This window comes from Blautia caccae (genome assembly GCF_040095955.1).
Lineage (GTDB): Bacteria > Bacillota > Clostridia > Lachnospirales > Lachnospiraceae > Blautia > Blautia celeris.
The window spans coordinates 1-14,694 of sequence record NZ_JBBMFP010000011.1; the positions used below are offsets into that span (position 1 = coordinate 1).

Annotated in this window: 15 protein-coding genes and 1 pseudogene; 15 read left to right on the plus strand and 1 reads right to left on the minus strand. The window is 42.7% G+C overall.

The genetic code is table 11. The features are described from left to right. The 3 genes from WMO65_RS13390 to WMO65_RS13400 all read left to right on the plus strand — a co-directional run. Positions 1–729, plus strand: a 729-nt coding sequence (locus WMO65_RS13390) for a type IV secretory system conjugative DNA transfer family protein (RefSeq protein WP_349064266.1), incomplete at its 5' end; no start/stop codon positions are given. Continuing rightward, entirely contained in the window at positions 726–869 is a 144-nt protein-coding gene (locus WMO65_RS13395) for a hypothetical protein (RefSeq protein ID WP_158587290.1), read from the plus strand. The genes WMO65_RS13390 and WMO65_RS13395, both read left to right, overlap by 4 nt. After that, the gene (locus WMO65_RS13400) at positions 853–2,508 is read left to right on the plus strand and encodes a zincin-like metallopeptidase domain-containing protein (RefSeq protein WP_187370652.1); all 1,656 of its coding nucleotides are present in this window, start codon (positions 853–855) and stop codon (positions 2,506–2,508) included. The genes WMO65_RS13395 and WMO65_RS13400 overlap by 17 nt, the downstream gene beginning before the upstream one ends. A gap of 83 nt (positions 2,509–2,591) precedes the next feature. On the opposite strand, the gene WMO65_RS13405 is transcribed toward WMO65_RS13400, so the two are convergent. Continuing rightward, on the minus strand, positions 2,592–2,885 hold the full coding sequence (locus WMO65_RS13405) for a helix-turn-helix domain-containing protein (RefSeq protein WP_118594014.1): 294 nt from the start codon (positions 2,883–2,885) through the stop codon (positions 2,592–2,594). Between the two features lie 100 nt (positions 2,886–2,985). Here WMO65_RS13405 and WMO65_RS13410 point away from each other — a divergent pair. The 12 genes and pseudogenes from WMO65_RS13410 to WMO65_RS13465 form a co-directional block, all read left to right on the plus strand. Further along, a pseudogene (locus tag WMO65_RS13410) lies at positions 2,986–3,165 on the plus strand (23S rRNA (uracil-5-)-methyltransferase RumA); the annotation flags it as partial. A gap of 284 nt (positions 3,166–3,449) precedes the next feature. Continuing rightward, entirely contained in the window at positions 3,450–5,015 is a 1,566-nt protein-coding gene (locus WMO65_RS13415; protein ID WP_187370651.1) for a DEAD/DEAH box helicase family protein, read from the plus strand. 267 nt (positions 5,016–5,282) lie between these two features. Beyond that, the gene (locus WMO65_RS13420) at positions 5,283–5,627 is read left to right on the plus strand and encodes an alpha/beta fold hydrolase (protein WP_054351803.1); all 345 of its coding nucleotides are present in this window, start codon (positions 5,283–5,285) and stop codon (positions 5,625–5,627) included. A 114-nt stretch (positions 5,628–5,741) separates the two neighbouring features. Next, positions 5,742–6,161, plus strand: a complete 420-nt coding sequence (locus WMO65_RS13425; RefSeq protein ID WP_187370650.1) for a flavodoxin family protein — start codon at positions 5,742–5,744, stop codon at positions 6,159–6,161. Between the two features lie 151 nt (positions 6,162–6,312). Next, positions 6,313–6,513: a hypothetical protein gene (locus tag WMO65_RS13430; protein WP_148393225.1), complete on the plus strand. Its 201-nt coding sequence runs from the start codon at positions 6,313–6,315 to the stop codon at positions 6,511–6,513. A gap of 106 nt (positions 6,514–6,619) precedes the next feature. Continuing rightward, complete coding sequence (locus WMO65_RS13435) at positions 6,620–6,892, plus strand: hypothetical protein (protein WP_148393224.1); 273 nt, start codon at positions 6,620–6,622, stop codon at positions 6,890–6,892. Positions 6,893–7,087: 195 nt separating this feature from the next. Beyond that, complete coding sequence (locus tag WMO65_RS13440; protein WP_054351806.1) at positions 7,088–8,170, plus strand: LacI family DNA-binding transcriptional regulator; 1,083 nt, start codon at positions 7,088–7,090, stop codon at positions 8,168–8,170. An 89-nt stretch (positions 8,171–8,259) separates the two neighbouring features. Further along, positions 8,260–9,564: an ABC transporter substrate-binding protein gene (locus WMO65_RS13445; protein WP_187370649.1), complete on the plus strand. Its 1,305-nt coding sequence runs from the start codon at positions 8,260–8,262 to the stop codon at positions 9,562–9,564. A 120-nt stretch (positions 9,565–9,684) separates the two neighbouring features. Continuing rightward, entirely contained in the window at positions 9,685–10,602 is a 918-nt protein-coding gene (locus WMO65_RS13450; protein WP_054351808.1) for a carbohydrate ABC transporter permease, read from the plus strand. Positions 10,603–10,621: 19 nt separating this feature from the next. Beyond that, entirely contained in the window at positions 10,622–11,473 is an 852-nt protein-coding gene (locus WMO65_RS13455; RefSeq protein ID WP_103732457.1) for a carbohydrate ABC transporter permease, read from the plus strand. A gap of 52 nt (positions 11,474–11,525) precedes the next feature. After that, a complete protein-coding gene (locus WMO65_RS13460) occupies positions 11,526–13,058 on the plus strand; it encodes a glycoside hydrolase family 43 protein (protein WP_148393222.1) in 1,533 nt (510 codons plus the stop codon). 42 nt (positions 13,059–13,100) lie between these two features. Next, positions 13,101–14,603 carry an alpha-N-arabinofuranosidase gene (locus WMO65_RS13465; RefSeq protein ID WP_148393221.1) on the plus strand — a complete coding sequence of 501 codons (1,503 nt, stop codon included), beginning with the start codon at positions 13,101–13,103 and terminating at the stop codon, positions 14,601–14,603. Positions 14,604–14,694 lie beyond the last annotated feature (91 nt).

The following is a 14,694-nucleotide window of genomic DNA, read 5'->3' on the forward strand; positions in this document are numbered from 1 at the left end:
TCTTATGAGTATGTGAGCGGCCTGCTGGGAGAGTTCACACTGAATAAAAGGAGCAGCGGTAAGACCTACGGGTCGCACGGGTCCACCAGCAGCAATGTGGATTCCCTCGGTCGGAAACTCATGACCGAGGATGAACTTCGGAAAATGGACAAAGAAAAATGCATTGTCCTCCTTGCAGGGGAGAACCCGGTAATGGATAAGAAATACCAGACAGGAAATTGTGAGCGTTACAAAAAGGCGGTTGAGCTGGGCTGCTATGATCTCCCTAACCGTGCCGTCAGGAACGGGATGCACTTTCAGGACCTGGAACAGGTATCCCTGGAACCCCTTAAAGAGGAGGAGATCGACTATTACCGGAAACAAAAAGAATCCGGCGCGAGTCCGCAATATATCATCCTGGATGAAGACAGTTTACTGCAGATGCGTTTCGATGAGGAGCCCATGGACGAGGAAGAAATCCGGGAGCTCATGGAGCAAAGCCAGGAACGGATACGAGAAATCGAAGAAGAACAAGGCGGTGCTACACTTGATCTATCTGTTGGCACAGCATATGACTGGATCAACCGGTATCCCCTTGATCCGGAGCAGATGGAGGAGATCATCCAGGCCCTGGAGGATGGGATGACCGATGAGGAGATCAGGACATTTTATGACCCGAATCTGACAGCGAAACAGATGAATCAGATGCGGAGACTGCTCATGCTCAGCAGAAAGGAGAGAACAAGGTGAATATCGAAGAGTGGAAAGAACGATATGGCGTGGTAGAGGAGCCGGGGATGATCGATATGGATGACCTGGAGGAAACGGCGGAGATCAAGGATGAATCTGTAGATGAAGAATGGAGGAGAGAGGATGGCGACAGCATTTGAAAAGGTGATGGACGGCCGGAAAGAGCTTGTAGAGAAAGTCATCCGGCTGATGGAGGAAGGATACCATAATAACCGCCCTGCCTGGGACCGTCTCGCATTTTACCCGCACAATCCGGAATCCGGATCCGTCTATAAAGGCGGTAACAGGCTGCGCCTGATGGTGGCCGGGATGGAAGCCGGCTATGCGGATCCCCGCTGGATGACCTTCAAGCAGATGGAGAAAGCAGGATACCACCTGAAAACAGGGCAGCACGGCGTGATGTGTGAGAAATGGATCTTTAAGGAGAAAAGGAAAGCAGAGCAGGAGGACGGGACACAAAAAACGGTAGAGGTAGAACTGGAAAAGCCAAAAGTGGCTTTTTTTTATGTTTACAATGCGGAACAGGTGCAGGATTATCCAGAACTGAAAAAGAATGATCTGGATCCGGACCTTACAAAACTGGCAGATGACCTGATCAGGAGCAGTGAATGCCCGGTATATGAGCTTGTACAGGACAATGCGTTTTACCAAAAGGGCCAAGACCACATCGTGCTGCCGCTGAGAGGCATGTTCAAGGATGCGGGATCCTTTATCGCTACCCTGATCCACGAAATGGGACACAGCACAGGCCATGCGTCACGCCTGAACCGGACCTTTGGAATGCGTTTTGGTGATCCGGACTATGCGAAGGAGGAGCTGCGGGCAGAGCTGGGTGCCCTTTTTACAGAGACAGACCTGGGTGTGGATCCGTCCGCAGAAGTGCTGGAGGACCACAGTGACTATTTAAAGTCCTGGATCGGAGCGCTGCGTGATGATCCCAATGAGCTGTTCCGGGCCTGCGCAGATGCAGAGAAGATATCAGAACACATAAAGGGCCGCCTGGAAATAGTTTTGGAAAAAGAAATGCTGGAAGAAAACCAGCTGGAAATGCAGGGGCAGACGGCGGAGAATCCGGAACCATTGCCGGCAGTGGATTCAGCCGGATTGGAGCAGCCGGCTAAAGACAGCCAGCCTTCAAGCGAAGACACTTATTCTATCTATCAGCTGAGAATGGTTGAAAAGTTGATTGACTACTTATTTACACCCTATTCTGAGCTACAGCGAAATGGGAAAAATGTGGAGAGTGATAATTATGAACAGGTTTACTCCGGGGAACTAAAAGAAGGGGAGACATTAGAAGATCTGTATATCCGCTTTAACCTGGACCATCCGATGGATTTTAAGGGTCACAGCCTTTCTGTATCGGATGTAGTGGTCATACACCAGGAAGGGCAGGAGACAGCGTATTATGTGGACAGCCTGGGCTTTGCGGATATCACCCATACATTCCTGCCCGGACCTGAACGGGAGGCCGCTTATTGCCTGGATAATGATCAATACCTTTATATCCAGGTCTGTGACACGGGATATGATTATACACTGTTTGCTCATACGGGTGAGCTGATAGATGGCGGACAATTAGATGCCCCAGCGCTTTCTATGGAGGAGGCCCGTAAAGAGATCTGTGAGATGCAGGACTTGTCCCCGGGGCTGATAGAAAAGGTCCCAGTGAATATGATCGAAGGATTTCAGGAAGATGCAGCTCTCCATATACCATCATCCATAGAAGCAGAGAAACTGCCGGCACAGGAAAAGAATGTGCGGAGGATTAAGATGTGATCAGGGAACTGCTGTGAAGATGAGTTTGCATTCCAACAAGCCGAGTAGGTATGACAGGGTAGGCCGGCGTTTGATATGCTGGCCTATTCGACTTCTAAAGAGCTGTTTGTTATGCTATAACTACTAAGGGTGTGGGGTAATTGTGCGCGTAATTTGTCTTGATCTAAAATCTCCAGCATATCACAATCAAGGGCCTGGGCAAGTCTGTATATAATATCAACACGACAATGGTTGATATCGCGGCGCAGCTGTTCCAGATTTCCAATAGTTTTAATTGGCACGCCGGATCTGGAAGATAACATTTCCTGGGTCATACGCTTTGAAACACGGATTCTTTTGAGATTGCTAATATGGATTTCATGTTTTACTTTGGTCATTTGACTTCACAACCCTTCTTTTGTATGGTAAATTACTTACAAGGAGTTAGCAAATATGAAAAATGAAAATATACTTAGACACCTAAGTGCATCATTTATTAAGATTGTGGAGTATGGGGTGGAGAAGATGGTTTATATATCTTGTAAGCCCAGTAGTTTGAGTAGGGATTTGGAAGTGTTTTTGAGGGAAGGGTATCGGGTGGAGAGGGTGTGTTGTGTGGATCAGTTTTGTCAGACGGTGCATGTGGAAACCGCCGTGCTTCTCGTGCGGAAACCTTGATTTTAGGCGGGGGTGTGGGATTGTTTGGAGAAAATGGAGTTGTGTTTTTGCGGAAGGTGAGATGGATAAGTTTCCGCAGATAAGGAGACGGGGTTAACGCCGGATAGTTTGAAAATGAGGGTTTCGTTGGGCAAAAGATACAATCCGGCAAAACCCATACCCTTTAGCAAAACGTGAATATCTTGGCATATCGCCTTATTAAAGCAATTAGATAGGGACAGTAAGGGATAATAATTAGTAAGGTAAAGATACATGAGGATGGCAGTAGAAGGGAAGTGACATATTTGGAAAATCTTCGATATTATCAAAAAGAGGCGGTTGAAAATATATATGAATTTTTCAAATCTGATAAATGTAAAGCCAAAATGTATATATCAACAGGGCTTGGTAAAACGTTAATTATTGCGGTTGCAATACAAACAATATTAAAAAATAATAATGCATCTATACTAATTCTTTCATCGAGGTCTATGCTGTGTAAGCAGATAAAAGCTGCAGTATTTCAAATGATTGAATATGTGAATATAGCAACACATGTACGTGAACTAAAAGAACAAAAAATTCTAATTACGACATATCAAGATGTTATTAAAAACAGATTGAACTTTAGTCGATTTGATTTTATGATTTGTGATGAGGCTCAATTTTTAAAAAAAGAAAGTTGCCTTAAACTGTTGAATATAGAACATATAAAGGCTTTGGGTGTGCTGCAAAATTTAGAATCATCTGAAGATTGGTTTTATGATGCAGAATGTTTATATACATATACGACCAAAGATGCAGTAAAAGATGGTTATAGTGGGTATATAACTGAAAGAGAATTTATAGAGCGCTTTTTAATAAAATTATTAGATTATCAAGGATATAAAAATATATTAAGAGAAGTTAGTATATCCAACGAGCCTAAAAGTAGTATGCGAGCAGATATAGTTGCGGAAAAAGATAAAAAAATAGTTTTAGAAGTGAAGTCTTACAGAAATTTATATAATTCAAAGATTATTCTTAATAATGCTTTAAAGCAAATTTTACAATATAAACAGATTATGCTTTCTAATAATCTAGCTGAAAAAATCTCTTTTGTTATTGTCATGCCATGCGAAATCGATGAAGATTCACAAAGAGAAATTTTTGATAGATTTGATGTAGAAATATGGGATATACGTAATCTGATATATTTATGTGAGGAAAATAAGGAGCTATTGCAATTATTGACAAGTTGCATTCCATACTCCACTTTGGAAGTAGAAGCAAAAAAACCAATAAATATAAAAGTAGAAACAAATGATATTACAATAGATGAAGAGACAATATCTTATGTAGAAGTTTTTCAAGAGAAGCTGGAAAAGTGTAGATTGGGTAGGTTGGATAATGCAGATAAGAAGTATGAAATAATTTGCACAGAAATAATAAAATATCTATTTGACACAGAGTTTTTTAAAATTTCAGAACAGCATAAAACAGATGATGAGATGTTCCGTATGGATCTGTTGTGCTCGTTAAAAGGGACAACGGAGTTTTGGAAATTTCTTATAACATTTTATCATACAAAATTTGTTGTTTTTGAATATAAAAATTATTCGGATTACATTTCGCAAAACTTAATATATATTACAGAAAAATACTTGTTTCCTGTCGCGCTAAGGAATGTGGCTTTTATTATTTCACGAAAAGGTTTTGATTCAAATGCCCAGAAAGCATCTTTAGGGTGTTTAAAAGAAAGTGGAAAATTAATTATTAGCTTGGATGATAATGATTTAATAAAAATGATATATATGAAGGAAAATGGTGAGGAACCATCGGATTACCTTTTAGATAAAGTTGAACAAATATTGATGTCGGTAAGTAAATAACCTATGAAAAATAGTATCATATTTAAATATCACAAAATTTATGTGATAAATTAAAGGGGGAAATTACTTCATAAAGGGGTGATTTTAATTAAAAAGGGGTAAGTGGGGTGAATGGACAGACTAAACTTACCCACCGCACTTTTATAATAAATTCTTTTGCCATGTAGTATAAAAGACAACTTTCACCGCACGTTGAAACCGTCGTGCTTCTCATAAGGAAATCTTGATTTTAGTAGGGATTGCAGAATTACAGAAGATGGAAGACCGATGAGACATATGAATTATCTTTCCAATGCACTGAATACAGAATCACTTGAAAAATCCCCTGATTTCACAGCTGCCTTAAAGGAAAAGAATACACCTCCGGTTTTGGTTGTGCAGCCGGAATACGGTGTTGTGCCATGGCAGATGCATTACCAGTACAGGGAATATTTTGACGATGTCAGATTTGTAATTGCACCCGGCTCCGGGCACAGCGTTTGGGGGACAGAGTCAGGAAAAGATATTTTAGTGCGCAATGGGGATGCTCTGTTTAAAGGGGAAGCAATCCCTGATGCATATACATCAGCGGAGAATCCGTTCCCGCCTGTGCAAAAGGAATCGGAACGATGAAAAAGAATCGGGAAATCAGAATGTAAATTCAAAAAAATATGCCACTGTCGTGGGAAAGCCCTCCGGTCATTTGAGGGGGGGCAGAAAAAATATTCGCGCAAGGGAGAGATAGGGATGAAATCTGTAATTATTTATTATTCTTATACAGGAAAAACGAGGGAACTGGCTGAAAAAACGGCACGGGATATAGATGCCGATTTGATTGAGGTAAAGGAAAAAAGGAATCGTTCCACTTTCAATGCTTATGTCTGTGGGTCTCTTGCCGCCAGAAGGCAGAAGAAAACAGAAATTAAAGAAGTTACGTTTGATTTATCTGAGTATGCAAAAGTGATTGTAGCGGTTCCGATTTGGGCAGGCTTTCCCTCCACACCTTTTAATAATATTCTGGAACTGCTCCCTGAAGGAAAAGAAATTGAACTGATTCTGACATCGGGAAGCGGAAATTCTAAGGGGAGTAAGGAAAAAACAATTTCACTTGCCAAACAAAAAAATATTAAAATCATAAAGTATACAGATGTAAAAACAACAAAGTAATCCGGCGGTACTGGTATATATGCGGTAAGCAGTGTTTTAGAAATCATGATTACAAGTTGAATTTTTTCAGTAGTTACAAGTTTATATTTTGTGTTTTTTATAAATATTAGATTGTCAGTTCGGAAGAATAGAGATAATGGGGAATACGAGTATGGATTATTCGATGGATGAATTAATGGAAGCGAAAAGACAGATTGATTCAACTTTGCACAAGCTGAGAGAAACGATAAAAACGTTTGAAGCAAAAGAAAATGCTTTCCGGTATAAATCTCAGATCACATTGGCTAAGAGGCGTGTAAAGGCTTTTGAAATTGCCAGTCATTTTAGTGAGGATGAGATAGAAAGAAAATAGAAAAAATAGTTTGCAGTGAATTACTTTTCAACAGTATAAGATTATTTTAAAGCATCAGTCATGAATGATTGGTGCTTTTTGTGTGTCATAAAAGGAGGTGTCGTTTTTGTATCCGATGAGCAAGGCATTCCGACAGGCGGTGCAGGAGAACACCGGAAGGTATTACAGGCCCGGGAGGATTAACACGGAGGTCGGGGTGAAAGTAACCCATATCCAGGTGAAGAGGGCGGCCATGCTAAACGGTTTGGAGATGCTGTCTGTGTATATGGGAGATGACATGGAGATGTATCGGGACGTGCTGTTTTATTTGGGGCAGATTCTGGACGGCCTTTTAGGTATGCAAATACCTTTGCAGTCTGCCACATGGGCTTACGGGTAGCGAGAATCATAGTCTTTCGGATTGGCAGTATTTTGCAAAATGCATAAGGTGCTGTTAAGAACAGAGTGTAAGTAACCAACTTGCCTAAGTGGACGCGTGACCATGTTTCTGTATATTGAAGATTTCGGCCATATCATATAGTATTGTGACTATACAAATAGTGCATATTACACAAAAGGAAAAATCGAGTAAATCATGGAAAAAAATGTTACCAGAAAAGATATAGCGAAAGAGGCCGGTGTTTCGGTGTCTGTGGTCTCGAGAGCACTTAACAACAGCGGATACGTTGACAATGAAAAAAAGAGACGAATTCTGGAGATTGCGAACCGCGTAGGGTATATGCCAAATCCTGTTGCAATGGCATTGCAGCAGAGGAAGACATACCAGCTGTTATTTTTCTGCGGAGACCTTACAGGAACATACTATAACCAGATGTATCATGGCATGGCCAGGGAAGCTGAAAAAAAGGGATACCATGTTATGGCTATCATGAATGAACGGGATTTCGAGATGGTGAAAAAGACATTGGCAGACGGTGCGCTTTTTCCTACAGAGACAGTGGCACAGGCATATGCGGAAAGTATCGGAAAAAACTATTATCTGCCGACAGTTACGGCGAGTTTTGATCCATCAGTTGTTTTTGCCAAACCTATGCCGGCAGTTATTATTGATAATAGAAAAGTTATCAATACGGCGATTGACTATCTCCGGAAAAAGGGCCATCGAAAAATTGGTATGGCGCTTCCTTTTAACGAGGGCTACGCAAATCTCCGCTACCGCTACTGGAAAGAGCGGATGATGCAGGAAATAGGGAAAGATTACAGGAAATATATCCTGGATGTACAGGGAGATTTGAATAAGACAGAAAAACCAAAGAACAGCAGCCAGAAGGACTTTAGCTGCGAAGCGGAAGGGTTTGTATACCTGGATTTGTTTTTCATAGGCAGAAGGGCAGCGAGGATGTATAAGGCATCTGCACATAAGCCCACGGCCATCATTTGTTTTAATGATGATATGGCATTTGGAATGATGGAAGAGTTAAAGTCTTTGGGATACAGTGTGCCGGAAGATGTTTCTGTTATAGGAATTGACGGGCTTTTTACAAGAGAAAGATATGAGCCGAAGTTGACAACAATAGCCATCTACCCGGAACGCCAGGGTGCTGAATGCGTAGATGTTTTAATAAATGTATTAGAAGGAAACAAATATAAATACATGAATTACTCTCCGTTTGAAATTCTGGAGGGAGAGACCGTAAAAAATATAGAATCTGTTTAGCAGGTTTTTACATAATCAGGAACATATATCAAAGTACAGCGCGCAGCTTTGATGTATATATAAATTTATTGAAAATGGATGGAGGAAGAATGATGAAATTAAAAAAATTGGCAGCTGTGGGACTGGTTGGAGTCATGCTTGCAGGTTTGACAGCCTGCGGCGGCAATTCAGAAAAGGCAAACGCAAAAACAGCAGACGGCAAGGTAAAGGAAAAACTGGTAATCTGGTCTTGGGGAGCAGATGAGGAGAAGAAATCAAGAGAGACAATGGTGGAGGCATTTCAGAAGGCACATCCGGAAATAGAGGTGGAACATTCTGTGATTCCTACCGCTGACCATGTATGGGATCAGAAGATGACAGCAGCATTGTCGGCAGGTACCGGCCCGGATGTTATCCAGATGTCCCCGGATTATTATGGGTTATATACGGAATATTATGAAGACCTGAATCCTTATGTGGAAAAAGAAGGCGTTGACCTCAAATCTGTAATAACAGAGGGAATGATCGAACCGTATTACCGCCCGGATGGTAAACTTGAGGCTATGCCTTTATTGGAGAATGTTTTTGTCCTGGCTTATAACAAAGATATGTTTGACAAGTTTGGTGTAGAGTATCCTACCAATGACTGGACATGGGACGACCTGGCAGAGAACGCTAAAAAGTTTGCCGGAGGAGAAGGAGCGGATGCTACCTACGGAATAGTAAACCATTGGATTGATGCAGGATTGTCTGTGATCTGTAAAGGCGGAAGTGCATACTCAGATGACTTAAAGACATGTGAAGTTAACAGCCAGGAAGTAAAAGACGGACTGAATTTATTCGGAGATTTGGTTCAGAGCAAGGCAATGCCGGATGACACAGCAGCAAAGAGCCTCCCGAAGGAACAGTTATTTGTATCTGGACACGCGGCCATGTATACGCTGGGCGGATTTGAGACAAAGCTGATCGCAGAGGAAGTGGGAGATAATTTTTCATGGGATGCTGTCTCTATGCCTAAAGTGGAAAATGGAAAGAACAATCTCATGTACGCCACAGGCTATGCCATGCTGAAAACTTCAAAGAACAAAGATGCAGCCTGGACTTTCCTGAAAGAAGCAGCGTATGCAAATGAAGATATGGCGAAAGAAACCAGTAAGATCGGTCTTACATCCTGCAAAAATATTGCAGAGACCTATTACAAAGATTTAGAGTATGGACCGATTAAAAACAGCGCTTTTCTTGACGGTCTGTCCGGTGCGAAACTGAATATATGGGGCGGTGCATTTTCAGCAGCCGGCGATGTGTATACACAGATTTGGCAGTCAGTAACCATAGACGGCAAGACTGCAGAGGAAGCTATGGAAGAATACTATCCGGCTCTGGAAAAGGCATTTAACGAGGCAAACGGCAACTGACAGTCAGGATGACACAGAAGCAGAGGTTATCCGCCGGGTTGTTTTGAACCGGGGGTAACCTCTGACAATTCATGACAATAGCGGGTTCACAGTGTGTACTTTCTATGGTCGATTGGAGGCATGGGAATTTTGAGGAAACCGGGAAAACAAAAAAAATATACAACCATGAAAAAAAGAGAAGCCAGGAATTTTTATATTTATACAGCTCCCTGGCTGATCGGATTCCTTGTACTTACATTGTATCCGATCTTGTATTCTTTTTATTTGATGTTTACAAATATGAATCTTACGGGAATCGGGGAATTTGTGGGGCTGGATAACTGGAAATATGCATTTACGGATGACACTTTATTCAGGAGAGCTTTTTTGAATACCCTGAAATATGTATTTATGTTCGTTCCGTGCAGCATTATACTTGCCTTTTTTGTTGCACTGCTTCTGAGCAAGAAAGTAAAAGGTCTGGGATTTTTCCGTACTGCATTTTATATCCCATACATTACCTCAGGGGTTGCGGTGACAATCCTTTGGGGATGGATTTTCCAGAAGGATTTCGGAATTATCAATTACATACTATCCCTTGTGGGGATTAAGGGGCCAAACTGGCTGGGGGATAAAAATGTAGCCATGATTTCCATAGTGATCCTGTCGCTGTGGACCATAGGAAATAACATTATCATTATGCTGGCAGGTATACAGGATATTCCGCAGTCTTATTATGAAAGCGCACAGATTGACGGGGCCGGCTCCCTGCGGCAGACGTTTTATATTACGCTGCCTTTGTGTACGCCCACCATATATTTTAATCTTATTGTTACAGTGATCGCAGCGTTTCAGGTATTCCAGCAGCCGCTGATCCTCACCAACGGCGGTCCGCTGAACAGTACCTATACGGCGGCTATGCACTTGTATAACAACGGATTTTTATATGGGAAGATGGGGTATGCTTCCATGATGGCCTGGAGTATGTTTGCGGTGATCATGCTGATCACAATTGTAGTTGTATCCACATCTAAATTCTGGGTGTTTTATGATGATTAAGGAGAAGGAGAGATAAAATATGCGTACAAGATCACAAAAAAAGACAAAGCAAATGGCAAGGATACTGACATATTTTGTGCTGGTCATTGCTGCTGTTATCTGCCTTTTCCCATTTATATGGATGGTTTCCACATCCTTTAAGCCAATGTCGGATATCTATAGTATGCCTCCCACTCTTATTCCCAAGAATGGTACAATCGAGAATTTTGTGGAAGGATGGAAAGGGGCCAATTTTCAGCTTTATTTTAAAAACACTGCGGTGATTACCTTTCTTGCCACAGTAGGGACCGTACTGTCATCCTCTGTAGTCGCCTATGGGTTTGCACGGTTCCAGTCCAGATTATCAAAGATTCTGTTTATGGTGCTCTTGGGTACCATGATGCTGCCGACGCAGGTCACACTGATTCCACAGTATCTGCTTTATTACAAACTGGGAATGGTGGATACCATATGGCCGCTTATTATCCCAAGCTGGCTTGGGGGAGGCGCGTTCAATATCTTTTTATTTATCCAGTTCTTCAGGACTCTGCCAAAGGAACTGGATGAGGCGGCAAAAATTGATGGTGCAAATTCCCTGCAGGTTTTCACAAGGATTCTGCTTCCGGCAGTAAAACCTGTTATGCTGGCTGTTCTGGTGATGGCTTTGGTGTTTAACTGGAATGATTTTTTCAATCCGTTAATCTATCTTAACTCCAATGATAAGTTTACAATTGCCATCGGACTGCAGTTTTTCAAAGGCTCTCAGGGAAATGTCCAGGTTGGGCAGATGATGTCCATGGCACTGATTTCTCTGCTGCCTGTGCTGGTGATATTTGCCACCTGCCAGAAATATTTTATCCAGGGAATAAAAATGTCCGGTCTGAAAGGCTGAGACATTTCCTGACAATCACAACTATAACAAGACAAAATGGAGGACAACTTAAATGAAATACAGAAACCCGATTATTTCCGGATACAATCCTGACCCGTCAATCTGCCGGGTAGGAGAGGATTACTATATTGTTAATTCATCTTTTGAATTTTATCCGGGAGTTCCCGTTTATCACAGCAGAAACCTTGTGAACTGGGAGCTTGAAGGGTATTGCCTTACAGAAGAATCTCAGCTTGATTTACATGGGTGCAGGCCTTCGGGAGGTATCTATGCACCTACAATCCGTTATCATCAGGGAATTTTTTTTATGACGACAACGAATACATCAGGTAAAGGGAATTTTATTGTACATACCACGGATATGAAAAAAGGATGGTCGGAGCCTGCCTGGGTAGATCAGGGGGGGATTGACCCGTCCCTGCTTTTTGATGATGACGGAACGGTGTATTTTGCGTCCACCAGTATGGACAGTGAAGGAAAAACCGGGATCTTCCTCTGCCAGGTAAATCCTTTTACAGGGGAGCGGCTCACGGAAAGTGTGGTGATCAGCAGAGGATGCGGCGGCAGGTATGCGGAAGGCCCGCATCTTTATAAATGGTTTGGAAAATATTATCTCATGCTGGCTGAAGGCGGCACGGAATACGGACATATGGAAACCATACTGCGGTCAGACAGCCCTTACGGACCATTTGAGGCGTGCCCCCATAATCCGATACTCACTCACAGAGATGACATGAGGGAGGAGATTTACTGTACCGGCCATGCAGATATGATAGAGGACCACAATGGTAACTGGTGGCTGGTCTGTCTGGCAATCCGTCCATGTCAGGAGAAAAAAGACAGGGTACTGCTTCACAATCTGGGGCGTGAGACTTTTTTGACGCCGGTTGTGTGGACAGAAGACGGATGGCCTATTGTAGGGGAAAACGGTTTGATCTCACCGGAGATGGAAGGTCCCCTTCCCGGAGAAAGCCCGGCACCGGTCAACCGTGATTTTGCAGACGATTTTTCACAGGATAGGTTCAGCCTGCATTATAATTTCCTGAGGAATCCATCTATGGAGAATTATGTGAGGGATACTGCAAAGAGAAAACTGATTCTTAGAGGAACCAGTACAACCATCAATGAGATGGCAAGCCCAACCTGGATCGGTGTGCGGCAGAAAGGGTTTGAGACGGTATCCGTGGCAGATGTTTCATTGCTGGATGCAGTACAGGGAATGCGTGCAGGTCTTACTGCTTATTATAATGATTCCTATCACTATGAGATTTATCTGAGCAGAGAAATGGACAGATGGAAAGTTTGTTTGGCGAAACATATTCATGACATTTTTACAGTTACAGCAAGTGCGGAAATTCCTGCAGCAGAAAATGTTAAGCTGCGGATCGTATCAGATAAAACATATTACAGATTTTCTTATAGTCTGGACGGTGAAACATTTGTGGAACTGGGAAGCGGGCTGACGGTAGGCCTCTGCACAGAAAGTACGAGAAATATGACATTTACAGGCACTTACATTGGTATGTTTGCGGAAAATGGCTGTGCCGCATTTGAAAATTTTCATGTGAAGGTGCTGGATTATTGAAAAACAGAGATACTGCAGTTTCAGAAGCAGAGGGATGGTAGAATGCATAAATTACGGATTCATCCAAATAAGATAGCAGGAAAGATTAACAGAGAAATTTACGGGCATTTTTCGGAACATCTGGGGCGCTGTATTTATGGCGGGATTTATGTGGGTGAGGATTCACCCATTGAAAATGTAAACGGAATGAGAACAGATGTAATCAATGCTTTGAAAGAAATAAATGTACCTGTATTAAGGTGGCCAGGCGGATGCTTCGCGGATGAATATCATTGGATGGACGGCATCGGCCCGAAAGAGAAACGAAAGAAGATGATCAATACACACTGGGGCGGTGTGGTGGAAGACAACAGCTTTGGAACACACGAGTATTTTGAACTTTGCCGCCAGCTTGGGTGCAGTGCATATGTCAACGGAAACCTGGGAAGCGGTACTGTAAGGGAAATGTCGGAGTGGGTAGAGTATATTACCTTCAAGGGATTGTCACCTATGGCACAGCTTCGTGAGGCGAATGGTTCCGAGGAAGCCTGGGATGTAAAGTTTTGGGGTGTGGGTAATGAAAACTGGGGATGCGGCGGCAATATGAACCCGGAATATTATGCAAATGAATACAGACGTTATCAGACCTATATCCGGGACTATAGAAATGACGGAGGCATTAAAAAAATCTGCTGCGGTCCAAATGCAGACGATTATACATGGACCAGAACGGTTCTGGACACCTGTTTCCGTAGCTCTGCGCCGGAACATCACGGGTTTATGGATGACTTATCGCTTCATTATTATACCGTTCCCGGGGATGGGAAGGAAAAGGGAAGTGCTGTCTTTTTCAATGAAAAGGACTGGTACAGAACATTGAGCAAGACGTTGTATATGGAAGAACTGATTGAGCGGCATGGTCAGATTATGGATGAGTATGACCCGGATAAGAAGATCGGACTGATCATAGATGAGTGGGGAACCTGGTATGACTGTGAACCGGGTACAAATCCGGGATTTCTGTATCAGCAGAACACCATGCGTGATGCCCTTGTTGCGGGAATCAACCTTAATTTATTTAATAAACATTGTGACAGAGTGAAAATGGCTAATCTTGCCCAAATGGTAAATGTGCTTCAGGCTGTACTGCTGACAGAAGGGGAACGGATGATAAAAACGCCTACATACCATGTGTTTCAAATGTATAAGTGCCATCAGGGAGCTTCTCTTGTGGAAAGCACCCTGGAGATTTCCAGGATTGGTCTGGAGGAGGCATTTATGGTTCCGAATCTTACGCATTCCGTATCGGTTGATGACATAGGACAGGTGCATATAACTATTACTAATTTATCGGCTGATGAAGCCAGTGAGATTGAGGCTGAAATCATGGAGAGAGAAGTAAAAGAGGTGAAGGGTGAGTTATTGGCTGGAGATATACATGCAAAGAATACTTTTGAGGAGCCGACAAAGGTGCAGCCGGTACCATTTCACAATATTATTTTAGATAATGGTGCTTTTAAGTTTACACTGCCGCCATGCAGTGTGGCGCATCTTGCGGTGAAATAAGAAGACCGCCGGGAGAGATTCCGGCGGTTTAGACTGTGGAAAACTATCATTATCAAGCTTCCGCAGATAGGAGACGGGGATAGCGCTGGAT

What these genes read in the sequence shown, in the direction of transcription:
- WMO65_RS13400 (WP_187370652.1), top strand. Translation starts at nt 853, where the DNA reads ATGGCGACAGCATTTGAAAAGGTGATGGACGGCCGGAAAGAGCTTGTA.
- WMO65_RS13405 (WP_118594014.1), bottom strand. Translation starts at nt 2,885, where the DNA reads ATGACCAAAGTAAAACATGAAATCCATATTAGCAATCTCAAAAGAATC.
- WMO65_RS13420 (WP_054351803.1), top strand. Translation starts at nt 5,283, where the DNA reads ATGAGACATATGAATTATCTTTCCAATGCACTGAATACAGAATCACTT.
- WMO65_RS13425 (WP_187370650.1), top strand. Translation starts at nt 5,742, where the DNA reads ATGAAATCTGTAATTATTTATTATTCTTATACAGGAAAAACGAGGGAA.
- WMO65_RS13430 (WP_148393225.1), top strand. Translation starts at nt 6,313, where the DNA reads ATGGATTATTCGATGGATGAATTAATGGAAGCGAAAAGACAGATTGAT.
- WMO65_RS13440 (WP_054351806.1), top strand. Translation starts at nt 7,088, where the DNA reads ATGGAAAAAAATGTTACCAGAAAAGATATAGCGAAAGAGGCCGGTGTT.
- WMO65_RS13445 (WP_187370649.1), top strand. Translation starts at nt 8,260, where the DNA reads ATGATGAAATTAAAAAAATTGGCAGCTGTGGGACTGGTTGGAGTCATG.
- WMO65_RS13450 (WP_054351808.1), top strand. Translation starts at nt 9,685, where the DNA reads ATGGGAATTTTGAGGAAACCGGGAAAACAAAAAAAATATACAACCATG.
- WMO65_RS13455 (WP_103732457.1), top strand. Translation starts at nt 10,622, where the DNA reads ATGCGTACAAGATCACAAAAAAAGACAAAGCAAATGGCAAGGATACTG.
- WMO65_RS13460 (WP_148393222.1), top strand. Translation starts at nt 11,526, where the DNA reads ATGAAATACAGAAACCCGATTATTTCCGGATACAATCCTGACCCGTCA.
- WMO65_RS13465 (WP_148393221.1), top strand. Translation starts at nt 13,101, where the DNA reads ATGCATAAATTACGGATTCATCCAAATAAGATAGCAGGAAAGATTAAC.